Annotated in this window: 21 protein-coding genes, 1 pseudogene and 1 riboswitch; of the genes and pseudogenes, 10 read left to right on the top strand and 12 right to left on the bottom strand. The window is 42.4% G+C overall.

Going from position 1 to position 20,805, the window contains the following annotated elements:
- Positions 1–285: 285 nt before the first annotated feature.
- Positions 286–1,500, top strand: coding sequence for an NO-inducible flavohemoprotein (gene hmpA / locus AABM38_RS18840; protein ID WP_423407759.1), 1,215 nt, complete (start codon positions 286–288; stop codon positions 1,498–1,500).
- 56 nt (positions 1,501–1,556) lie between these two features.
- Here hmpA and AABM38_RS18835 read toward each other — a convergent pair whose 3' ends face one another.
- The 4 genes from AABM38_RS18835 to AABM38_RS18820 form a co-directional block, all read right to left on the bottom strand.
- Positions 1,557–1,712 carry a DUF1540 domain-containing protein gene (locus tag AABM38_RS18835; protein ID WP_207500930.1) on the bottom strand — a complete coding sequence of 52 codons (156 nt, stop codon included), beginning with the start codon at positions 1,710–1,712 and terminating at the stop codon, positions 1,557–1,559.
- Between the two features lie 84 nt (positions 1,713–1,796).
- A complete protein-coding gene (locus AABM38_RS18830; RefSeq protein WP_423407758.1) occupies positions 1,797–2,849 on the bottom strand; it encodes a cytochrome d ubiquinol oxidase subunit II in 1,053 nt (350 codons plus the stop codon).
- 15 nt (positions 2,850–2,864) lie between these two features.
- Entirely contained in the window at positions 2,865–4,226 is a 1,362-nt protein-coding gene (locus AABM38_RS18825) for a cytochrome ubiquinol oxidase subunit I (protein ID WP_423407757.1), read from the bottom strand.
- A gap of 118 nt (positions 4,227–4,344) precedes the next feature.
- Complete coding sequence (locus AABM38_RS18820; RefSeq protein ID WP_423407756.1) at positions 4,345–5,319, bottom strand: metal ABC transporter solute-binding protein, Zn/Mn family; 975 nt, start codon at positions 5,317–5,319, stop codon at positions 4,345–4,347.
- 229 nt (positions 5,320–5,548) lie between these two features.
- Here AABM38_RS18820 and AABM38_RS18815 point away from each other — a divergent pair, with 229 nt between their 5' ends.
- Positions 5,549–6,112, top strand: a complete 564-nt coding sequence (locus tag AABM38_RS18815) for a carbonic anhydrase (protein WP_335376556.1) — start codon at positions 5,549–5,551, stop codon at positions 6,110–6,112.
- Here AABM38_RS18815 and yidD read toward each other — a convergent pair.
- Positions 6,093–6,347 (bottom strand): membrane protein insertion efficiency factor YidD, encoded by a 255-nt coding sequence (yidD, locus tag AABM38_RS18810; RefSeq protein ID WP_423407755.1) that lies wholly within the window; start codon positions 6,345–6,347, stop codon positions 6,093–6,095. The two genes, AABM38_RS18815 and yidD, sit on opposite strands and share 20 nt — an antisense overlap.
- A 75-nt stretch (positions 6,348–6,422) precedes the next feature.
- Positions 6,423–6,608, bottom strand: coding sequence for a YtzI protein (gene ytzI / locus AABM38_RS18805; RefSeq protein ID WP_423407754.1), 186 nt, complete (start codon positions 6,606–6,608; stop codon positions 6,423–6,425).
- 127 nt (positions 6,609–6,735) lie between these two features.
- On the opposite strand from ytzI, the gene AABM38_RS18800 reads away from it, so the two are divergent.
- The gene (locus AABM38_RS18800) at positions 6,736–7,176 is read left to right on the top strand and encodes a Dps family protein (protein ID WP_423407753.1); all 441 of its coding nucleotides are present in this window, start codon (positions 6,736–6,738) and stop codon (positions 7,174–7,176) included.
- Between the two features lie 175 nt (positions 7,177–7,351).
- Here AABM38_RS18800 and AABM38_RS18795 read toward each other — a convergent pair whose 3' ends face one another.
- Positions 7,352–7,609: a DUF6154 family protein gene (locus AABM38_RS18795; RefSeq protein WP_207500925.1), complete on the bottom strand. Its 258-nt coding sequence runs from the start codon at positions 7,607–7,609 to the stop codon at positions 7,352–7,354.
- Positions 7,610–7,865: 256 nt separating this feature from the next.
- Between AABM38_RS18795 and AABM38_RS18790 the strand changes: the two genes are divergently transcribed.
- Positions 7,866–8,186, top strand: a complete 321-nt coding sequence (locus AABM38_RS18790; RefSeq protein WP_423407752.1) for a hydrolase — start codon at positions 7,866–7,868, stop codon at positions 8,184–8,186.
- Positions 8,187–8,292: 106 nt separating this feature from the next.
- Positions 8,293–8,769: an RNA deprotection pyrophosphohydrolase gene (gene ytkD, locus AABM38_RS18785; protein WP_423407751.1), complete on the top strand. Its 477-nt coding sequence runs from the start codon at positions 8,293–8,295 to the stop codon at positions 8,767–8,769.
- Between the two features lie 109 nt (positions 8,770–8,878).
- On the opposite strand, the gene AABM38_RS18780 is transcribed toward ytkD, so the two are convergent.
- Genes AABM38_RS18780 through AABM38_RS18770 form a run of 3 tightly spaced genes read right to left on the bottom strand, consistent with a single transcriptional unit; the run spans position 8,879 to position 11,457 of the window.
- Complete coding sequence (locus AABM38_RS18780; protein WP_335376550.1) at positions 8,879–9,685, bottom strand: ABC transporter permease; 807 nt, start codon at positions 9,683–9,685, stop codon at positions 8,879–8,881.
- Positions 9,666–10,442 carry an ABC transporter ATP-binding protein gene (locus AABM38_RS18775; protein ID WP_423407750.1) on the bottom strand — a complete coding sequence of 259 codons (777 nt, stop codon included), beginning with the start codon at positions 10,440–10,442 and terminating at the stop codon, positions 9,666–9,668. Before AABM38_RS18775 ends, AABM38_RS18780 begins: the two co-directional genes overlap by 20 nt.
- Positions 10,443–10,461: 19 nt before the next feature.
- Positions 10,462–11,457, bottom strand: coding sequence for an ABC transporter substrate-binding protein (locus AABM38_RS18770; RefSeq protein ID WP_423407749.1), 996 nt, complete (start codon positions 11,455–11,457; stop codon positions 10,462–10,464).
- A gap of 350 nt (positions 11,458–11,807) precedes the next feature.
- Here AABM38_RS18770 and AABM38_RS18765 point away from each other — a divergent pair, with 350 nt between their 5' ends.
- From AABM38_RS18765 to AABM38_RS18755, 3 genes are all read left to right on the top strand, one after another.
- Positions 11,808–12,629 (top strand): alpha/beta hydrolase family protein, encoded by an 822-nt coding sequence (locus tag AABM38_RS18765; RefSeq protein ID WP_423407748.1) that lies wholly within the window; start codon positions 11,808–11,810, stop codon positions 12,627–12,629.
- Between the two features lie 41 nt (positions 12,630–12,670).
- Positions 12,671–12,913: a DUF2584 domain-containing protein gene (locus AABM38_RS18760; protein WP_423410792.1), complete on the top strand. Its 243-nt coding sequence runs from the start codon at positions 12,671–12,673 to the stop codon at positions 12,911–12,913.
- A gap of 146 nt (positions 12,914–13,059) precedes the next feature.
- Positions 13,060–14,064: a DUF3231 family protein gene (locus tag AABM38_RS18755; protein ID WP_423410791.1), complete on the top strand. Its 1,005-nt coding sequence runs from the start codon at positions 13,060–13,062 to the stop codon at positions 14,062–14,064.
- Positions 14,065–14,132: 68 nt separating this feature from the next.
- Here AABM38_RS18755 and pckA read toward each other — a convergent pair whose 3' ends face one another.
- Entirely contained in the window at positions 14,133–15,719 is a 1,587-nt protein-coding gene (gene pckA, locus AABM38_RS18750; protein ID WP_423407747.1) for a phosphoenolpyruvate carboxykinase (ATP), read from the bottom strand.
- Between the two features lie 357 nt (positions 15,720–16,076).
- Positions 16,077–16,217, top strand: a riboswitch (SAM riboswitch).
- A 298-nt stretch (positions 16,218–16,515) separates the two neighbouring features.
- On the opposite strand from pckA, the gene metK reads away from it, so the two are divergent.
- On the top strand, positions 16,516–17,715 hold the full coding sequence (metK, locus tag AABM38_RS18745) for a methionine adenosyltransferase (RefSeq protein ID WP_423407746.1): 1,200 nt from the start codon (positions 16,516–16,518) through the stop codon (positions 17,713–17,715).
- 281 nt (positions 17,716–17,996) lie between these two features.
- A pseudogene (gene asnB / locus AABM38_RS18740) lies at positions 17,997–19,900 on the top strand (asparagine synthase (glutamine-hydrolyzing)).
- A 3-nt stretch (positions 19,901–19,903) separates the two neighbouring features.
- Here asnB and AABM38_RS18735 read toward each other — a convergent pair.
- On the bottom strand, positions 19,904–20,776 hold the full coding sequence (locus AABM38_RS18735) for a C39 family peptidase (protein ID WP_423410790.1): 873 nt from the start codon (positions 20,774–20,776) through the stop codon (positions 19,904–19,906).
- Between the last annotated feature and the right edge of the window lie 29 nt (positions 20,777–20,805).

Raw genomic sequence — 20,805 nt, 5'->3', positions numbered from 1 at the left:
CGCAGACTCCTCCGAAAATGCTAACGCATTTCCATCGTGCGTGGGCAGATTCCAGGAAGCTATTCAGTGTCCTGCGGGCTCAGCGCCAGCCCCGCGGAAAGCGAAGCGCCTGGAACGAAAATCAACAGCCTTGTTTAACAGAGGGTATTTAATTTTAGCCCAAATTAACTATTTTGCGATAGTGTGATTTGCATCACTTACTCGCTATGTGTAATTTTATATAATCACTATGGGAATGAGGTTAACGCCTCTGCAAAATAGATAAGACATAAGGGAGTGTAAGGAATGCTAAACGCTAAAACAATTGAAATCATAAAATCTACAGTACCTGTACTAGAAGTTCATGGTGAACAAATCACAACTGTTTTTTACAAAACAATGTTCGAAAACCATCCAGAACTTCTTAATATTTTTAACCATGCTAATCAAAAGCAAGGCAGACAGCAAAGGGCATTGGCTGGGACTGTTTATGCCGCTGCAAAATATATCGATAACCTGGAAGCGATCCTCCCGGTTGTAAACCAAATCGCACATAAGCACCGCAGCCTTGGAATCAAGCCAGAGCATTATCCAATCGTAGGAAAGCATTTGCTCCTTGCAATCAAAGAAGTGCTTGGAGAGGCGGCAACGGACGAAATTATCAATGCATGGGCGGAAGCATATGGTGTGATTGCAGACGCCTTTATTTCAGTGGAAGCAGAAATGTATGATGCAGCTGCGAACCAAAAAGGCGGCTGGGATGGTTTCCGTCCTTTCATTGTCGCTAATAAGATTGAGGAAAGTGAAGTCATCACTTCATTCTACTTAAAGCCAGTTGATGGAAGAGCAATCGCTGATTTTAAGCCTGGCCAGTATATCAGCATCAAGCTGGAGGCAGAAGGTGAAGAGTTTACACATATCCGCCAGTACAGCCTGTCTGATGCACCAGGAAAAGGCTACTACCGAATCAGCGTAAAAAAAGAAGCGGGTATGCAAACTCCAGACGGCAAAGTATCCAATTATCTTCACAGTAATGTAGAGGAAGGCGAAATCCTTCATATTAGTGCTCCAGCAGGCGACTTCTTCTTGGATAGTGAGAAAAAGTCACCAGTTGTGCTGCTTAGCGGCGGGGTTGGCTTGACTCCAATGGTCAGCATGCTGAACACTGTGGCAGATCTTCAGCCAGAAAGAGAAGTAACTTTCGTACATGCTGCCGCAAACGGAAAAGTACATGCTTTAAAGGATGAAGTAGCAGCAACAGCTGAAAAAGCAAAAGTAAATTCCTTCGTATTCTATGATGCGCCGACAGAAGAAGACCGCCAGAACAACAGTTTTGACGCAGAAGGATTTGTAACGAAAGAATGGCTTCAGGAAAATGTAAATCTTGAGCAAGCAGATTTTTATTTCTGCGGACCTGTTCCATTCATGAAATCGATTAACGCTTCCTTAAAAGAGCTCGGAGTTACTGAAGATCGAATTCACTTCGAATTCTTTGGCCCAATGGCAAGCCTTGAAGCATAATAATGATGAAAACACCCCTGCAATAAGGGGTGTTTTCATGTTTTTTGATAGTTAAGCTATTCTAACGGCTCAAATGTATGGCAGTCGGTTTCTCTGGTGCTGTCCGCCGTTTCGCCTGTATGGCTGACAACGTATATTTGATCCGCACTGCAGCGGTTGCCATGCTTCCAATATTGACAGTTATTTACCTCACATAAAACATCCTTCGCCATGATGTACCACTCCTTTTTTGGTTGATACACCATTAGCATGCAAATTTCACAGCATGCCTATACGAGCTAAAAATAGGCAGTAAATCAGGAGTGTTCTTTCACTTTTTTCTGCCTTAAATATCGCTTGTCTTGCATGAAAAGGCTCCAGAAGTATACGAACCCTGGGAAAAGAATCAGGAAGCCTACGATATATGTCGTAAACAGGGCCCGAAAGGAATTTGGATCTGTGAACGCTGACTGGATGGTAACCTCAGGATATACGATGTAGGGCAAATGGGCTTTTCCATAAACATAGCTGGCTGCCAGATATTGCAGGGTAATCATGATGACCGCCAGTCTTGGCATGCCTCTCAGCTTTTTTTTACCGATGGAGGGTACGACAAGGGCCAATCCGCCGATAATGAACATTACTACGGAAGCAACCAAGATATTAAGATCTTCCATCATTTTCGTAAATATCCATTGTGCCTCATTTCTTAGTGTAAGCATGATTGAAAATGCCATCACGAGTGAGATGGGGCCAAGAATTAACGCATCCCTCCGATATACATAGTAGGCAGCTATTTCATCGGATGCTTTAGAATAATCCGCAAGCAGGAGGGAGGAAAGGAATAAGGTGCTGCTGACAGCAAAACCAATAAAGGCATATTCATTTGGACTGCTGAACAGCCTGACCAGATTTAGGTTCTGGGAACCATCAGCAGCGAAATCTACGAACCCGCCATGAGTGATTGGCAAAACGCTAATAAGTAAACCGGGTATAAGGATGCCGCATATTCCAGAAATATAAGTGAGCACTTTTCGATAATCTTCCGCAATGTTTGAGAAAACAAGAAAAGCACTTCTGACAGACAACAGCAGCAAAATCATGCTACCAGGAATCAGCAGCACAGTCCCGAGCGTGTAAGCTGCCTTTGGAAACATACTATACACAGCGACAACGAGAGCAACGATAAAAGTATTGGTCACTTCCCATGTTGGCGATAAATAACGGTTGGCGATATTCGTTGCCTTTGTCTTCGTTTTATTGATATAAACCATCGACCAAAAACCTGCACCGAAATCCATCGTGGCCATCACGGCATAAATAAAAACAAATCCCCATAAGACGGTTATGGCAGTAAGAGCATCAGTCACAACTTTTCAACCCTTTCACGTGTTTGACCCATACAGAGGAATTTCCTTTTGATGTGCTCTGTTAAGATCATCCGCGACTGTATTTTTACGGAAATAGTAGCGAAGGACGATAATCTCCATAACACCAAGCAATACATACACTGCGGCAAATAGCACAAACAGGATGCCGAGATTTGTCGCTGTTGTTGCTGAATCCTCAGTCGTTAAGACATGGTAAATATTCCACGGCTGTCTTCCGGTACAGGCAAAAATCCAGCCGAATTCAATTCCGAGTATCGCAAGCGGACCTGATAATACAAATAGCCACATTAAGAAGCGAGGGAATTTCTCTTTTTTCAATAGTTTGTTCCAGGCAAACGCAATCATGGAGAGAGTAATCAGCAGCATCCCAACCCCGACCATTGCGTTAAATAAAGTATGGATGAAGAGCGGCGGCCAATGTTCTTCCGGGAAGTCATTAAGCCCTTTCACTTCGGTCTCAAATGAATTTCCTGCAAGGAAGCTTAGGGCCCAAGGGATCTCAATTCCCCATTTCACGGATTCCGTCTCCCTGTCTGTGATTCCGCCAATTGCCAGAGGAGCGTATTTTTGCGTCTCAAAAAGTCCTTCTGCTCCTGCGAGCTTTTCAGGCTGGTATTCGTGCAGGTATTGAGCAGACGCGTGGCCGTTAACGGCTGTCAGGATGGAAAAGACACCGCCAATCATCAAGCTTGCCATCAATGCTTTATGATGGAACTTATACAGCCTCGAACCAAAATCTGTTTTCAGCATCTTATAGGCCGCAACGGTGGCAATGATAAAGGCTCCAGTCATATAAGCTGTAAAAACGACATGAACAGCGGTTACTCCAAAGCTTGGATTGAAGAATGCAGCCCATGGATCAATGTCAACAAGCTCACCGTTTTCGATCCTGAATCCTGCAGGAGTCCCCTGGAACGCGTGAACGTTTGTAATGAGCACTGCAGAAGCAAGGGCCCCAAGTGCTACAAGTGTTAGGCTGACAATCCGCATCCATGGAGCAATTCGATCTGCAGCATAAACGTAAATGGACATAAATAATGCTTCTACAAAAAAAGCATAAATTTCAATTTGGAATGGCAGTGCCATAACTCTCCCAATGACCTCCATAAAACCAGGCCATAGGAGCGAAAGCTGCACCCCGGCTATTGTACCGGTAGGAATGCTAACTCCAAGAGTGACAGCGAATGCCTTTGTCCATCTTTTAGCCATTACCGCATAATCAACGTCTTTCGTTCTTTGGTATAAAAGCTCAGCTGCTAGAATCATCAACGGCAGTCCAACACCTATCGTTGCATTAATGATATGGAAACCCATCGTAGTTCCAAATAGTGAGCGAGCGATTAATATATCATCCATCGTTCATCTTCCTTTCGCATTTATGCATTTCACTATTTTCTTCATTTCTCGGAAAAATATGTAATCAATACCATTTAAGACAATGAAAAAGCCTCCCAACAAGGGAGGCTTTCACATATTATTCATTTAATGCCTTCTTTAATGTGGCAATATCGTCTTCCATCAGGGTAAAATACGTATCCTTGTTTTTTATGTTTTCATCTGTCAGTACAGCCAGGTTATGAAGAGTCATCGACTTTGCGTCTAGTTCATCCTGAACCATCTTTGCCAGTTTTGATTCAAAGTTTTGTTCCTTTAAAACATATTTTATCTTTTCGTCTTTAGCATGAGCTATTAATTTTTGAAGTTCTTTTTGAGACGGTTCATTCGTCGTTGATAGGCCCGAGATGCTGATTTGATCAATGCCATAACGTTTCTCCCAATAGCTGTATGCTGAGTGGGCTACGAGGATTTCTTTCCGTTTTGCCGAATCAACAACCTCGGCAAATTGCTGGTCAAGTGTATTAAGTCTGCCTGATAGTTCTGAGTAATTTTTTTCAAAAGCCTCTTTATGTTCTGGCATTTGTACGGCCAGTTGATTTTTAATGACTAAAGCAAGTTCATTTGCGTAAATTGGATCTAGCCAGACATGCGGATCGACATCGCCATGTCCGTGACCATCATGGCTGCCCTCTTCGTGGCTGTCAGAGTCTTCAGCAGCAGTTTCATTTTCGTGTCCGTCTTCCTCCAAATGTAATTCTTCGGCAACCGGCACTAGTTTTACATCTTCATTCTCCAAAGTATTGCTGGCTTTATCAACAAACCCCTCAAGTCCAAGTCCCACGTATAAAAATAAATCTGCATCGGCAAGTGCCATCATATCTTTTTGCGAAGGTTCAAATGTATGCTCATCAGATCCAGGCGGATAAATGGTTTCAACATTGACATATTCACCGCCAATTTGTTCAGCAAAATATTGAAGCGGGTAAACAGTTGTATAAACCTGCAGCAGATTTTCATTTTTCTTTTTTGAATCCGCAGACTCTTTTCCGCAGCCGCCTAAAAAAGTGCCGAGGATGATGAGTATGGAAAAAATTAAAGTAGTTCTTTTCATTATAGTAGCCCCCTGATTATTAAAACGGACTCATTACGATTTAGAAACGAATTTTTTAGCGATATTAGTTTACTAATTCAAGTGTGAAATTATTAATTCGTAATGGTTACGATTTACCCTTTGTATCTTACAAAATGTTTGAAGTAAATGCAAGTAAAAAATTTGGGATAGAAGACGGTTTGCGGTATCCTATAAATATGAGAATATTATTTAAAAAGGAGTAGTCATAATGAAAATGCTTGAAGAAATTCTAACGTTTAATGAAAAATTCGTAGCAGAAAAGAAATATGAAGAGTTTACGACCACAAAATTCCCTAATAAAAAAATGGTGATTTTAACATGTATGGACACAAGGTTAGTTGAACTTTTGCCTAGAGCTTTAAATCTGAAAAATGGCGACGTGAAAATCGTCAAGAATGCCGGTGCGCTGATCATGCATCCATTTGGCAGTATCATGAGGAGCCTGCTGGTGGCTGTTTACCAGCTTAAGGCTGAAGAGGTAGCCATCATTGGTCATTACGATTGCGGAATGAGCGGGATGAAGCCGGATGTGGTCATTGATGAAATGAAAAAACGGGGTGTTTCAGAAGAAACATTCGGAACGTTAAATTATTCAGGAATAGATGTAACCGAGTGGCTTCATGGCTTTGACAATGTGAAGGACAGTGTTTCACACAGTGTTGAAATCGTCAAAAACCATCCATTAATGCCGAAAGATGTACCAGTCCATGGATTGGTAATCGATCCGGCAACAGGCAGGCTCGATCAGGTCATCAATGGTTATGAGGCTTAATTTTCTTCTTTGACGGCCATTCATCCGGGACTGGATCCATTCCGCCTGGATGGAAGGGCTGGCACTTCAGGATGCGGACGATCGTAAGCCATCCGCCTTTTATAGGACCGAATCTCTTAATCGCCTCGAGGCCATAATGGGAACAGGTAGGATAGAAGCGGCAAGTTGGCGGTTTTAATGGTGAAATGGCAACTTGATAAAATCTGATTATACCGATCATGGCTTTTTTAAGCATCGTTATGCTCCTTTCTTATCGAGAAACATATCATATTTTTTTCCGACAGTCTAAAAGGAGCTGATTCCAGCTCCTTTATTTTTTTTGACCTTCAGTTTCATCGGCTGGTACTTTGGAAGCTTCTGGATTGCTGCTGTCTTGATTCGCTAAGTCGACAGGGTCGACGGTATGTTTAAATTGATAGGCTTTAGATGTAGTCACAACGCTTAACACCAATACGATGATGACAATGATGACTGCGATAATTAAAACTGTATACATAAAAATGCCTCCTTTGCTTCAAAATTATTGTAGCATGTTCTTTTCTGCCATAGGAAAAAAGTTGCGGGTTCTATGTTTTTAATTGTGGCGGCAGGGGAATATACAAGCATGAGGAGGATGAACTATTATGGCAAAAAAAGATGTAATTCAAGCAGTTAATCAGCAGGTAGCAAACTGGACTGTCCTGTACACTAAAATTCACAATTATCATTGGTATGTGAAAGGACGTCACTTCTTTACACTTCATGTGAAATTTGAAGAGTTATATAATGAAGCAGGCATGATCATAGATGAGTTTGCTGAAAGAATTCTTGCTCTTGAAGGAAAGCCTGTGGCAACTCTTAAAGAATGCCTGGAAATGTCTACGATTAAAGAAGCAAAAGGGAATGAAAAGGAAGAAGACATGGTAAGCCAATTGCATGACGATTTCTCCAAACTAGTGGATGAACTTCAGCAGGGCATCGAAGTTGCTGAACAGGAAGATGATGCAGCTACAGCGGACATGCTGACTGAGGTTAAAAAGAGCCTGCGTAAGCATATGTGGATGTTCAAGGCTTATCTTGGATAAAAATAAAAACTGGCCATGTGGCCAGTTTTTTTATGTAGTTTGTTGAAAATTCAATGCAAAAGCTAATATTTAATCTTAAGCCGAAGGTAAACACTTAGAGAAAGGTGGTTAAAAGAGCAAAAAAAAAAACCGGCTGGGAGCCGGCTGTGTATGTATAGTCTATTACAAAATAAGGTCAATGTATATTGCGTGAGGGATATGAGTTGACTGAACGAGCCCCGAAATCATCCTGAGCAAACTTTCCTTTTAAGCTCTCGATTAAATAAAGGCCCATCAAATCATAAAGCTCCTGCTTATCGAGGTCCTGTATAATTTTTAACAAGTCTTCGCGGCTCATTTCCTCGAGAAAGGCAAAAGCCAGCATATCAATATCCTCTTCATCACCGGTCAATTTGTTGCGATATAGCTCGTATAGCTCATCAATAAGTTTCAATTCATTTCACCTCTCATTCTTTCGTCCAAACCATTTGTATCTTATATTTATTAAATACCCTCAATAGGAAAAAATATGCCTTGAAATTGAAGTATTTTCCTGAGGATCCACCCTGCATCTATATCTGTATTTGGTTTTCATTTTAACATAATACCAGCTTGAAAAGTAATCAGCGGACTGAAAAAATAAATAATTTTAACGTTATTCAGTATAAACAAATATGCAGGCAGGGAACGATATGCATGAGGTGAGCCACATGACAGAAGGCAAAAAAACATACTATATAAATATTAGTGAAGGTGAAATTTCGAGCGTATCGACTGCCTCTCCGTGGAATTTTAAAATTGAAGCTAGTGAGGAAGAAATCACTGGGTTGAGAGAGATTTTTGAACAAAGCTATTCGACTGGATGGCAGGGTTTCCTAAGAACGCATGTACCATATGTTCAATATCATTATGACAGAGAAAATGACGCTTTGGACCGGCTCCTCGTTCAAGCATATGGAATGATCTACAAGCTCGGAGATGATGAAGCAAAGAAGCATATAGAAAGCATGGGAATCCTTCCTGAAGAATAGAAGCCACGTGGCCGCAGGCGATAGCCTGTGGTTTATTCATTTTGTTTCACCCCACGAGCGTTATTCCTTATAATAAAGACATGCTAAAGTCGGGGGAGATTACTTAATGGAGAAGTTTACAGATGTGAATGGAGCAATAGTCACCCTTGCTTTCCAGGAAAACGTCTTTGAAAAAAGACCCAGGCATATCCTCGTGATTTGCAGATATAACGATGCATGGCTGCTGACGAGGCACAGCATCAGAGGGCTTGAATTTCCTGGCGGGAAAGTTGAGCAAGGGGAAACTCTTGAAGATGCTGCCCGCCGTGAGGTTATCGAGGAAACTGGAGGCATATTAGGGAACCTTGTCAGCATTGGAGAATACAAGGTAGCTGATGGAACCGGGTCTTTTGTTAAGCGTATTTTCTATGGTGAAGTAATAGAACTTGTGTTGCGGGATGATTACCTTGAAACTACAGGACCAGTCCTTGTAAATGGCGATTTGCTCACTGAAAGGATGAAGGATGAGTACAGTTTTATTATGAAAGATCATGTGGTAAATAGGAGCTTGGAGTTTTTAGCTGAGAAGTTTGATCTAGAATAAAAATAGGGCTGTGCTGGAGTTTAGGCTGCTTTGTCTCATATGAAAATAGTTTAATTTTGTTAAATCTCCCTGGAAAAACAAAACCGGACAGAGCTGCCCGGTTGTTTAGTTACTGATTATTTTTTATAAGCTTCTTTTCCAGCAGCTCGACCAGCTGATACATAAGTGTTGCGAACACGGCAATGACGAACAGAGACAGGAATACCAACGTGAAATTGAAAACCTGGAATCCGTAGATAATCATGTATCCAAGCCCTCGTGCTGAGACGAGGAATTCTCCGACAATGACCCCTACCCATGAAAGGCCGACGTTGACCTTCAGGGTTGAAATGATGGTCGGGAACGATGCAGGCAGGATCGCTTCCCGGAAGCATTGTGTTCTCGTTGCTCCGAATGTCTGCAATACCTTCAAGTAATTGGGATCGACCTCTTTAAATGCAGTATAAACTACAATTGTCGTAATAATGATCGAGATAATCGCGCCCATTGCCACGATCGAGGTTAAGTTAGTGCCGAGGGCTACGATTAATATCGGACCCAGTGCTACTTTGGGCATTGAGTTGAGCACGACCAGATATGGATCCAAAATTTTTGAAAGAATGGGTGACCACCATAAAAGGGCTGCAAGAACAGTACCCATTAGCGTTCCGAGGATAAAGCCCAAAACAGTTTCTGCCAGTGTCACCCCAATGTTTACTGCAAGTGATCCATCCAGCGTCTTCTCGATAAGCAAGTTCCAGATCTTTGAAGGAGAGCTGAACAGGAGCGGGTCAATCCACTTATATTGACTGGCTGCTTGCCAGCTGGCAAAGAAAGCAACAAATATTAGAAGCTGATAAATACGTACGATATTTTTTTCACGCCGTATATCTTTTAAATACTGCTTGTGAAGGAGTTCAGTATTCTTCTGGTTCAAGGGATTCAAGCTCCTTCCATATCACCTGAAATAATTCATTGTATAAAGAGTGATTCCTTGCTTCAAACGGTCGAAGAGTTCGTAACTCTTCTGGTATGGAGAAGGTTTTGTGCAATCTGCCTGGCCGAGGTGAAAATAGAAAGATTCTGTCGCTCATCGCTATCGCTTCCCCGATATCATGAGTAACAAGGATTGCAGTCTTCTCAAATGCTTTGAAAGTTGTTGCGACCAAGTCCTCCAGCTTTAGTTTTGTTTGGTAATCCAATGCGGAAAAAGGTTCATCAAGCATGAGCAGCTTCGGCTCCGTCGCTAGTGTCCTGACCAGGGCCACACGCTGGCGCATCCCGCCTGAGAGCTGTTTAGGATAGAGGGATTCGACGTTGCCTAATCCCATTTGCCCCAGCAGGTTCAGGACGTCTTTTTTTCTGGATTCATTCAATGTGCCGCTTATTTTCAAGCCGAGAAAGATATTTTCTTCAATCGTCTTCCATGGAAACAAATAATCCTGCTGTAACATATAGCCGGTTTTATCAGCAGCATCCTTAACTGATTTTCCTTCAAGTGCGATTTGGCCATCTGTCGGTTCAATCAGCCCTGCAATGATCGAGAGCAGCGTTGTTTTGCCGCAGCCGCTCGGACCCAGGAAAGAGACAAATTCCCCTTCCTGGACATCGAGTGAAATATCATTCAATGCAGTGACAGCAGAAGTTTTTGTGAAATAAGTGTGATGAATTCCCCTTAATGTCAAAAAGTCCATTGGGCTGCAACCTCCTGTGTTATTCCATGACTTTTCCTGCAACCTCTGTATTCACTAGAGTTTTGTGGTCGACTTCCTTAGGAAGTTCTCCTGCTTCATCCATGATGTCCTGCAGGTTATTCCATTCTTCTTCATCTAGAATTGGATCTGTTGCGAACGATCCCTGGCTCTTATACCTTTCCACTACTGTTTCGATTAACGCAAGATCTGTATCTTTAAAATAAGGCTGGATTGCTTCAGCTGTTTCTTTCGCGCTGTGAGTCTCTACCCATTGCTGAGCCTTGTAAATGGCACGAGTGAACTTCTCAATTGTTTCAGGGTTTTTCTTCATATAGCTTTGCTTTGCCATAAATGTGGTATAAGGAACATGACCAGACTCCGTTCCGAATGAAGCAACAATATGACCTTTGCCTTCTTTTTCAAACAAACTTGCAGTTGGCTCAAACAATTGAACAAAGTCCCCAGTGCCAGAGGCAAACGCATTAGGAATATTGGCAAAATCGATATTCTGAATTAAATCCAAGTCTGCTTTTGGATCAATTCCATGCTTTTTAAGAACGAATTCTCCTACCATCTGTGGCATTCCGCCTGTACGCTGCCCAAGGAAGGTGGTACCTTTTAGCTGATCCCATGAGAAGTTATCGATTTTGTTTCTGGAAACGAGGAAGGTGCCGTCTGTCTGTGTCAATTGAGCAAAATTGATAACGGGGTCGTTGGACCCTTGGGCATAAACATAAATCGATGTCTCGGAACCAACAAGAGCTACATCTGCAGCGTTTGAAAGAACTGCGGTCATGGTCTTGTCGCCGCCCCATGTCGTAGTCAACTCAACTTTTAAACCTTCATCCTCAAAAAATCCTTTTTCAAGGGCAACATACTGAGGAGCGTAAAAAATCGAACGTGTTACTTCTGCAACTTTGACTGTCTGTACCTTGTCTTTACCGCAAGCTGCAAGAGGTATAATTAGTACAGCAATCAACAATAAAGCAAAACCGGCTTTTAGCCACTTTTTCATAAAAATGCCTCCTCATAAATGGGCTGAATTTTAACTTACGATATCGTATGAAACGGGAAAAAATGTGTGAATGCCCATAGAAAAGCGGAAGCGTCTTTAAATTAATGACCGTCGACTAAAATCGCCACGTCCTGTGGCAACGTCGACGTCAGCCCATCCTAGGCAAGTCCGACAGGCATAAGACGAACCGCGAGGAGGCAGCTTTTCAGCCAGGCTACAACCCTGAATGAACTTCACTGCAGCCTTGCGACACGGTGTTAGCAGTGGGAGCAACTAACTTCTTCGAATATTCATCACGGGTCGGCTTATGACTCGAGGGGCTAGACGCTGGATCTGGACAAGTGGCAAAAATGAAAAAATTTCATATTAGAGGAGTGGTAATAGTGAATAATGATGGGCAAATCATCTCGGCATATAAATTCCCATCCCCAAACCCTGCTGTTGATCTGGAGATGGTCACCTATTACGCTGGGGGCTTAAGGGTAAAGGGTCTTTTGGCAAAACCTATGGACGGAAGCGGGACAGAAGGCTTTCTTTATTTGCGAGGCGGCATTAAAAACGTCGGCAAGGTAAGACCGGCAAGAATTGCCCAGTTTGCTTCCGAAGGATTTACAGTATTTGCGCCATTTTACCGTGGAAATCAGGGAGGAGAAGGGGATGAAGATTTTGGAGGCGAAGACCGTGTCGATGCATTTGCGGGTTTCCAGCTTCTTCAAACCTTGCCCTGGGTAAATAATATACACATCTTTGGTTTTTCCCGGGGTGGCTTGATGGCGTTGCTGACTGGCATTAAATTTCCTGAGGCTGCTTCCGTAGTGACGTGGGGCGGTGTGACGGATATGTCCTTAACATATGTAGAAAGAAAAGATTTGCGGAGAATGATGAAGAGGGTTATTGGCGGAACTCCAACCAAGTATCCGAAAAGGTATAAATTCAGGACACCTTTGTATAAAATTGAACATCTGAAGGCACCAGTTCTGCTGATTCATGGCAGGAATGACCACAATGTTTCAATCGAACATTCCTATCGCATTGAGAAGAGGCTGAAGGAATTGGACAAGCCCGTGGAAAGCTGGTATTTTGATGAATATACTCATTACTTTCCGCCCGTAATGAACCGGAAAATTGTAGAGGATTTAACGAATTGGATGAAAACACAATCACAGCAATGATAAAATGGATGTATAAGTGACCAGGAAGAGGAGCGAGAATGATGGGAATGCCATTAGAGTTGAACACAATGATCATAACAAAGGGCCGGGAGCAGCGGCTCGAGAACAATTTCTTCTCTTTGAAAAAGGAAGGCTACAGGCTTTATCCAGTTGACATTCCATTGGAAGTGAAAAAGACGATCGAGGGTGACTTGACAGGAACGGGCGTCATTAAAAAGGTCGAATGGTCTGAAAATGCAACAACACTGACATATCAATTAGTTTCATTGAACTCTACCAACTGAGCAGGGCATCTTTTGTGCCTTGTTTTTTTATTGTTTAAAATTGCTTATCCCTAATAATGAATGTAGTTATTTTTATTATTAAGTTTGGATATTTTCACTTTTTCAGTAAAAGATAAATAAAAAAATAAAGGAGTTATGAGTTGAAAATGGAACATAACCCTAAACTTACTTCCTCTGAGGTTGCAGCATTGTGGGGGGCATATATGCAGAATTCGATGGCACACTGCATAGTTCAACATTTTGCACAGGTAAATGAGGATCCCGATATAATTGGGATTATTAATACTGCCTTATCTAATTGTAAATTTGTACTGGATGAGGTCAAACAAATCTTTGTAAAAGAAAATCACGCATTGCCCATTGGGTTCAATCAGGAAGATGTTAACCTAGAAGCTGATCGCTTATATTCAGACCTTTTCACTTTGCGATATGTTAAATACATGGCCGCCGCTGGAACTGTAGCTTCCTCTGCGTTTCTTGAAGTATTGGCTAGGATGGATGTAAGAGTCTTATTTGCGAAAACTTCCGAGATGTTTATGAAACTTCATAATGATGCTTGTAACCTGCTTCTTGAAAAGGGGGCCTTTGTCCGCTCCCCGACTATTCCTCCAATGGAAAAAGCTGAATATCTGCAGAATGACTCATTTTTATCAGGATTACTAGGTAAACATCGCCCTTTAACTGCGGTGGAACTTGCCCATATATCTAAAAATACGGAAACGAATTCAATTGGCAGGACATTTTTAGCCGGATTTGCCCAGACTGCGCAATCATCAGAAGTAAGGGGATATATGGAAAGAGGTTCTGAAATAGCAGCAAAGCATGAAACTATATTTAGAGAAATATTAATTGAGGATGGAGTGCCGCTCCCAAGCACATGGGATTCAGCAATTTCACAATCTATTGTCGCACCCTTTTCAGATAAGCTAATGATGTTCCATACTACTAGCCTTGTTGCTATTAGCGTTACTGGTTACGGAACAGGTATAGGAGCTAGTCTTAGAAAGGATTTAGGTGGGCATTACACAAGACTAGTAACTGAAATTCTTCATTATGCAAATGATGGCGTAAAATTGATGATTGAAAACAGGTGGTTGGAACAACCTCCGCAAAATGTAGACAGGGAAGCATTAATAAAGAGAACTGTTTAACTTTCTCCTGATATATCAACAAAAAAAAGGCCTTTTCCATAATTGGAAATGGCCTTTAGTTGTACAGTTTATGCAGTTGGTCCGCCTTTTTCTTCAATTTCGGACGGCACGTTTGAGAACTTCTTGAAGTTGGCACGGAACTTCTGCGCAAGCTCGTTTGCTTTTGCATAATAAGCTTCCTCGTCACTCCATGTTTTTACTGGCTGAAGTACATCGTCAGGAACACCCGGGACGTGAAGAGGAATGTCCAGACCAAAAATTTCGTCCTTCACTGTTTCAACATTGTTCAATTCGCCTTCAAGAGCAGCCTGAACCATTGCACGTGTGAAGGCAAGCTTCATCCGGCTCCCTGTTCCATACTCTCCACCAGTCCATCCTGTGTTAACGAGGAATACCTTCGCGTTATGCTCATCGATTTTTTCGCCAAGCATCTCTGCATAGCGTGTCGCAGCAAGCGGCAAGAAAGGAGAACCGAAGCAGGTAGAGAATGTTGCCTGTGGTGACGTGATGCCGCGTTCAGTTCCTGCAAGCTTGGATGTATAGCCACTCAAGAAGTGGTACATGGCTTGCTCCTTCGTAAGCCTTGCAATTGGAGGCAGCACTCCAAAGGCATCGGCAGTCAAGAATACAATCGTATTCGGATGACCGGCAATACTTGGTTCAACGATATTATCAATTGCCTGGATTGGATATGCTGCGCGAGTATTCTCCGTCAGTGAGCTGTCATCATAGTCAGCTACGCGCGTTTCACTGTTAACAACAACATTTTCAAGTACAGAACCGAAGCGGATTGCGTCATAAATCTGCGGCTCTTTTTCCTTAGAAAGATTGATGCACTTTGCATAGCAGCCGCCTTCAACATTGAAAACACCGTTTGCCGACCAGCCGTGCTCATCATCACCGATCAAACGGCGGTTCGTATCAGCGGACAATGTAGTTTTTCCTGTTCCGGATAATCCAAAGAACAAGGCAACATCACCTTCACGCCCTACGTTAGCAGAGCAATGCATGGATAGGATGCCGTTTTCAGGAAGAAGATAATTCATGACAGAGAAAATAGACTTCTTCATTTCACCTGCATATTCTGTACCGCCAATCAGAACGACGCGCTTCTCGAATGAAACGATGATAAATGTTTCTGAGTTTGTCCCATCTTCCTTTGGATCAGCCTTGAAGGTAGGCGCAGAAATAACAGTAAAGCCTGCTTCATGGCTAAGCAGCTCCTCTGCATCCGGACGAATGAATAATTGATGGGCAAATAAGTTGTGCCACGCATACTCATTAATGACCTGTATTGGAAGGCGGTATTTTTTGTCTGCACCTGCGAAGCCTTTAAATACAAAGACTTCTTCTTTTTCTTTCAGGAAATTCAAAACTTTATTATAAAGTTTCGTAAAGGATTCCTCAGAAATTGGCTGGTTGACAGAGCCCCAGTCAATTTTGTCCTTAACCGATTCCTCTTCTACAATAAATTTATCCTTAGGGGAGCGGCCAGTATACTTTCCAGTAGTGGCTCTCACTGCACCTGTTGAGGTCAACAGACCTTCATTGCGATTCAAGACTTTTTCAACCAGCTGCGGAACAGATAGCTGTACCTGTATATTGCTTCCTTTTAATAAAGCTGAAAGTTCATTGGAAATTCCTACAACATTCATCCGAGAATACCTTCCTTTTTTAAAGATTGATATATTGAAAGTGTTTACATCTCGCTATTAGTATAGCACATTGCTCTAATTAATCTATACTAATGCTCGAAAAAATTCCCTCTTTTACAAAAATGTACATATATATAGAAGAAGGCCGGAGCAAGAGCCAAGTAAAACTCCACACCAGGATTTTAACACACCAACGCACTGGGGGTCAGACCCCCAGGGGATTAACGCATTAACGTGTTGGGGGTCTGACCCCGGGTGCTTTAAAGTGTGAAAGTTTCTGCATGAATCGACATTTTCTGAAGAAAAGGATTGACATGTAATTATAGGTTCGTTATGATTTTGATTTGAACGGATACTCTCTTATCCCGAGCTGGTGGAGGGACAGGCCCAATGAAACCCAGCAACCTGCAAACGAGAAATAACAGCCTTGAAAAGGTATGTTTTTTTCGGGCAAAGGTGCTAACCTGACGCAAGGGAAATGCCCTTGAACGATAAGAGCGAAAGGCGCGGATTAAAGCAAAAACCTTTCCTCATGATTTGGAGAGGTTTTTTATATTGTTTTTTTCTGTATTCTGTCTGCTTGTCTTTTAGCGATAGCAGTCGATCTGCCTTCTTTGGTGTCATTGCTCCCATGGGTAGGATTAGGAAAAGTGAACTCAGCATGAGGTTTAAACAAATTTTTCTAATAAAAACTCAGCGTTTATTTCATACTACATAGGGAATGAGTACCGTATCACACCGAGGTCTGTATTGGGACAGTCTCGATCAATTTTTTATAAATGAGGGAGGAAATCAGATGTCAACAAAACGTCGTTTGTTCACTTCTGAGTCAGTAACAGAAGGCCATCCGGATAAAATTTGTGATCAGATCTCTGACGCAATTTTGGATGCGATCCTTGCTAAGGACGCTAATGCTCGTGTTGCTGCTGAAACATCAGTTACTACTGGCCTTGTACTAGTTGCAGGGGAAATCACAACATCTACATACGTAGATATTCCAAAAATCGTTCGTGAAACGGTTAAGGAAATTGGTTATACTCGCGCGAAGTATGGTTTTGACTCTGAAACTTGCGCAGTATTGACTTCTATTGACGAGCAGTCTGCTGATATCGCAATGGGTGTTGACCAGGCTCTTGAAGCTCGTGAAGGAAACATGTCTGACGAGGAAATCGAAGCAATCGGTGCAGGAGATCAGGGCTTAATGTTCGGTTTTGCTTGCAATGAAACAAAAGAGCTTATGCCTCTTCCGATTTCATTGGCACACAAGATTTCACGCCGCCTGACTTTAGTGCGTAAGGAAGAAATCCTTCCATACCTTCGTCCGGATGGAAAAACTCAAGTAACGGTTGAATACGATGAGAACGACAAGCCTGTCCGCATCGACACAATCGTTATTTCAACTCAGCACCACCCAGAAGTTTCCCTGGAGCAAATCCAGCGCAACCTTAAAGAACATGTCATCAATCCTGTTGTACCAGCAGAATTGATCGACGAAAACACTAAATACTTCATCAACCCAACTGGCCGTTTCGTAATAGGCGGACCACAAGGTGATGCAGGCCTGACTGGCCGTAAAATCATCGTGGATACTTACGGCGGATATGCTCGCCACGGCGGCGGTGCATTCTCTGGTAAGGATCCTACAAAAGTTGACCGTTCAGCTGCATACGCTGCACGTTACGTTGCGAAAAACATCGTAGCTGCAGGTCTTGCTGAAAAAGTTGAAGTTCAGCTTGCATACGCGATTGGTGTTGCTCGTCCAGTATCTATCTCTATCGATACTTTCGGAACAGGCAAAGTAAGCGAAGATGTATTAATCGATGTTGTTAACAACAACTTTGACCTTCGTCCAGCTGGCATCATCAACATGCTTGACCTTCGCAAGCCAATCTACAAGCAGACAGCAGCTTACGGACACTTTGGCCGTACGGATGTTGATCTTCCTTGGGAGCGCACTGACAAGGCAGAAGCATTACGCACACAAGCACAAGCTTAATAAAATAGGAAAGGGAGTTGCATAAATATATGTAACTCCCTTTCCTATTTTCCGTCTTATTAAGAGGGATTGAAAAGGCAGACAGGACCAAAATACCCGCAAGAATGGAGATTCTGGTTTGCATCTAGACCAAAAGGTGTAAAATAAAGTATTCCCTTAATTTTCCCTGAGATTTTACTGCAAATTTTTTGTGTTTAATGGTAGTATTAGATGGTATGTTTTTAGAAGGTTTAACGACTCAACAATAAATTTTTTCTGAAATGGAGAAGGTGAAGTACATAATGTGTGGCTTTATCGGTTGTGTACATGAAAAGGCACAAGAATTCAGCAGCGAACAAAAGCAGCTGTTTAAAAATATGAATGATATCATTACCCACCGTGGACCGGACGATGATGGGTATTATTATGATGAGCATATCCAATTTGGCTTCCGCCGTCTGAGCATTATTGACATTGAAGCGGGACACCAGCCATTAACTTATGAAAATGAAAGATATTGGATCATTTTCAATGGCGAGATTTACAACTATCTTGAGCTTCGCGAGGAATTAATTGAAGAGGGACTTAAGTTCGAGACTCACTCTGATACTGAAGTCATCATTGCTCTCTACAGCCATTATAAAGAGCATGCTGTTGATAAGCTTCGCGGAATGTTCGGTTTTGTCATCTGGGATAAACAGGAACAAATCCTTTTTGGAGCACGCGATCACTTTGGGATTAAGCCATTCTTCTATTTTGAAGATGGAGATCGCACATATTTTGGCTCGGAAAAGAAGAGCATCCTTCTTGCATTAGAGAATGATGTCCTTGATTACAAAGCATTGCAGCATTATTTGACCTATCAGTTCGTTCCAGAACCGAATACAATGTCAGAAGGCATTTACAAGCTTGAGCCAGGCCATTATTTTACGAAGAAAATTGGTTCTCCAATGGAGATCAAGCGCTACTGGAAGGCAAGCTTTTCGCCAATCCATAAAACTGAAGATGAATTCACGAATGAAATCAGAGATGTGTTATTCGAATCAGTGAAGATGCATATGCGCAGTGATGTTCCGGTTGGTTCATTCCTTTCAGGCGGAATTGACTCTTCGATCATCGCTTCGATTGCCAAGCAGTATCACCCTGCAATCAAGACATTCTCGGTTGGATTTGAACAAAACGGATTCAGCGAAATTGATGTTGCAAAAGAAACGGCTGACAAACTAGGTGTTGAAAATATCAGCTATGTGATCAGCCCGCAGGAATACATGGATGAACTTCCAAAAATCATGTGGCATATGGATGACCCGCTAGCCGATCCGGCAGCTATACCTTTATACTTTGTTGCCCGTGAAGCAAGGAAGCATGTTACGGTTGTTCTTTCTGGTGAGGGTGCTGATGAGCTTTTCGGCGGCTATAATATTTATCGTGAACCACAGGACCTTGAAGTCTTCAATAAAATTCCTGGAGTTGGAAAATCCATGCTTAAAGGCATTGCAAAAATGATGCCTGAGGGAATGAAAGGAAAGAGCTTCATTGAACGCGGCGTGACGCCAATGGAAGAACGCTATATCGGCAACGCGAAAATGTTCACGGAAAAAGAGAAGAGCGAGCTTCTGCATGTTTACAATGGCCAGTATGATTACAGAGATATCACGAAGCCTCTTTATCGAGAGAGCAGAGGATATGATCCTGTTGATACAATGCAATATATCGATATCCATACATGGATGCGCGGCGATATTTTATTGAAGGCTGATAAAATGACAATGGCTCACTCACTTGAGCTTCGCGTTCCATTCCTTGATAAGGTTGTATTTGAAACAGCTTCTAAGATTCCAACAAGCTTAAAAACTGCTAATAATACAACTAAGTATATTTTGCGTAAAGCAGCTGAAGGCGTTGTACCGGACCATGTTCTGACTCGCAAAAAGCTTGGGTTCCCTGTTCCGATCCGCCACTGGCTGAAGGACGAAATGAACGAATGGGCAAAGAACATCATCAAGGAAAGCAGCACGGATCACTTGATCAATAAGGCTTATTTGTTGAAGCTTCTTGATGACCACTGCCAGAACAAAGCAGACAACAGCCGTAAAATCTGGACTGTGTTAATGTTCATGGTGTGGCATGATGTTTATGTCGAAAAAAATACTCCTTCCAGAAGGAGTATGAAACGCAAAAAGTATTACAGTCATTAAAAGGCTAATCATTAGGGAAGGAAGGTAATTGCCTGCCTTCCCATCTGCACCCATGCTTCCGTGAAATCATGCATGGGTGCTTTTTTATTTTTCTCACCCGTCAGCGGGTCATTAAAATATACATATTTCTGGTCATATCCTGTCACAAGTATAGAATGTTCCTTTGTCGTGACCGAGACTGCGCCTTTCGGGGTGTACCATGTCTGGAAAAAGTTATCGTCTATCTTTTTATACTCGGTATTGATGATGATCCATACAGGACGGCTGTCGGAAAGGTGAACTTTCAGCTCAAGGAAATCAGCCCCGGTAAGATCTTTTATTTTGCCAGGAAGGTACTTTTCAGCCAGTTCAGCTATTGGTTTGTGATAGACACCAAGCCCTGGCTCAGAGTAGGTATACATATTGCCGACAAAGCCTTCGTTTGGGTCGCCAAAATAAATATTGCCATTAGCCAGCTTGTATTCAGCTGGATTTTTCTTAATTTCCTTTGCTAATGTAAGCTTGTCCACCGATATTCCCTTGTATTGCAGGAGCATGGCAAGGCTAGTGACCTCACAGCCTCTTGGCAGCTCAGGCATTTGCCAACTTGCCGGTGCGTCGATTAAAACGGATTCCTTGATTGGAATGATCTCAACCTGGTAATCATCCTGGGCTGTTGGAGCCGATTTTTCTTTCGGAGAGTCCAGCCAGTTTTTTACTGTCTCAACAGCTTTTGCAACATGCGCTGACTGAATGTTTTCCAGCAGAAACGCCCCAGCCACTGACACGAAAACGAGCACGAACATCAGGATGGATTTTATCATGCTATTTTGTTTACTGATCATGAGCAAAAACAAAGCTAGCAGCGGTATAATGGCCGCGATTGATAAATATAATGGGTTCATCATCCATCACCTGCTCTCCCCGCATAAAT

The organism is Heyndrickxia sp. MSNUG, assembly GCF_049532715.1.
GTDB lineage: Bacteria > Bacillota > Bacilli > Bacillales > Cytobacillaceae > Mesobacillus.
This window is presented reverse-complemented; position numbering and strand designations above follow the sequence as displayed.

Bases quoted from the DNA above. Each gene is read 5' to 3' on its own strand.
- AABM38_RS18825 (WP_423407757.1), bottom strand. From the start codon at position 4,226: ATGGATGATATATTAATCGCTCGCTCACTATTTGGAACTACGATGGGT.
- AABM38_RS18770 (WP_423407749.1), bottom strand. From the start codon at position 11,457: ATGAAAAAGTGGCTAAAAGCCGGTTTTGCTTTATTGTTGATTGCTGTA.
- AABM38_RS18765 (WP_423407748.1), top strand. From the start codon at position 11,808: ATGAAAAAATTTCATATTAGAGGAGTGGTAATAGTGAATAATGATGGG.
- ytkD (WP_423407751.1), top strand. From the start codon at position 8,293: ATGGAGAAGTTTACAGATGTGAATGGAGCAATAGTCACCCTTGCTTTC.
- AABM38_RS18835 (WP_207500930.1), bottom strand. From the start codon at position 1,712: ATGGCGAAGGATGTTTTATGTGAGGTAAATAACTGTCAATATTGGAAG.
- hmpA (WP_423407759.1), top strand. From the start codon at position 286: ATGCTAAACGCTAAAACAATTGAAATCATAAAATCTACAGTACCTGTA.
- AABM38_RS18755 (WP_423410791.1), top strand. From the start codon at position 13,060: ATGGAACATAACCCTAAACTTACTTCCTCTGAGGTTGCAGCATTGTGG.
- AABM38_RS18775 (WP_423407750.1), bottom strand. From the start codon at position 10,442: ATGGACTTTTTGACATTAAGGGGAATTCATCACACTTATTTCACAAAA.
- pckA (WP_423407747.1), bottom strand. From the start codon at position 15,719: ATGAATGTTGTAGGAATTTCCAATGAACTTTCAGCTTTATTAAAAGGA.
- AABM38_RS18815 (WP_335376556.1), top strand. From the start codon at position 5,549: ATGAAAATGCTTGAAGAAATTCTAACGTTTAATGAAAAATTCGTAGCA.
- AABM38_RS18790 (WP_423407752.1), top strand. From the start codon at position 7,866: ATGACAGAAGGCAAAAAAACATACTATATAAATATTAGTGAAGGTGAA.
- ytzI (WP_423407754.1), bottom strand. From the start codon at position 6,608: ATGTATACAGTTTTAATTATCGCAGTCATCATTGTCATCATCGTATTG.
- AABM38_RS18820 (WP_423407756.1), bottom strand. From the start codon at position 5,319: ATGAAAAGAACTACTTTAATTTTTTCCATACTCATCATCCTCGGCACT.
- AABM38_RS18800 (WP_423407753.1), top strand. From the start codon at position 6,736: ATGGCAAAAAAAGATGTAATTCAAGCAGTTAATCAGCAGGTAGCAAAC.
- AABM38_RS18760 (WP_423410792.1), top strand. From the start codon at position 12,671: ATGGGAATGCCATTAGAGTTGAACACAATGATCATAACAAAGGGCCGG.
- metK (WP_423407746.1), top strand. From the start codon at position 16,516: ATGTCAACAAAACGTCGTTTGTTCACTTCTGAGTCAGTAACAGAAGGC.
- yidD (WP_423407755.1), bottom strand. From the start codon at position 6,347: ATGCTTAAAAAAGCCATGATCGGTATAATCAGATTTTATCAAGTTGCC.
- AABM38_RS18735 (WP_423410790.1), bottom strand. From the start codon at position 20,776: ATGAACCCATTATATTTATCAATCGCGGCCATTATACCGCTGCTAGCT.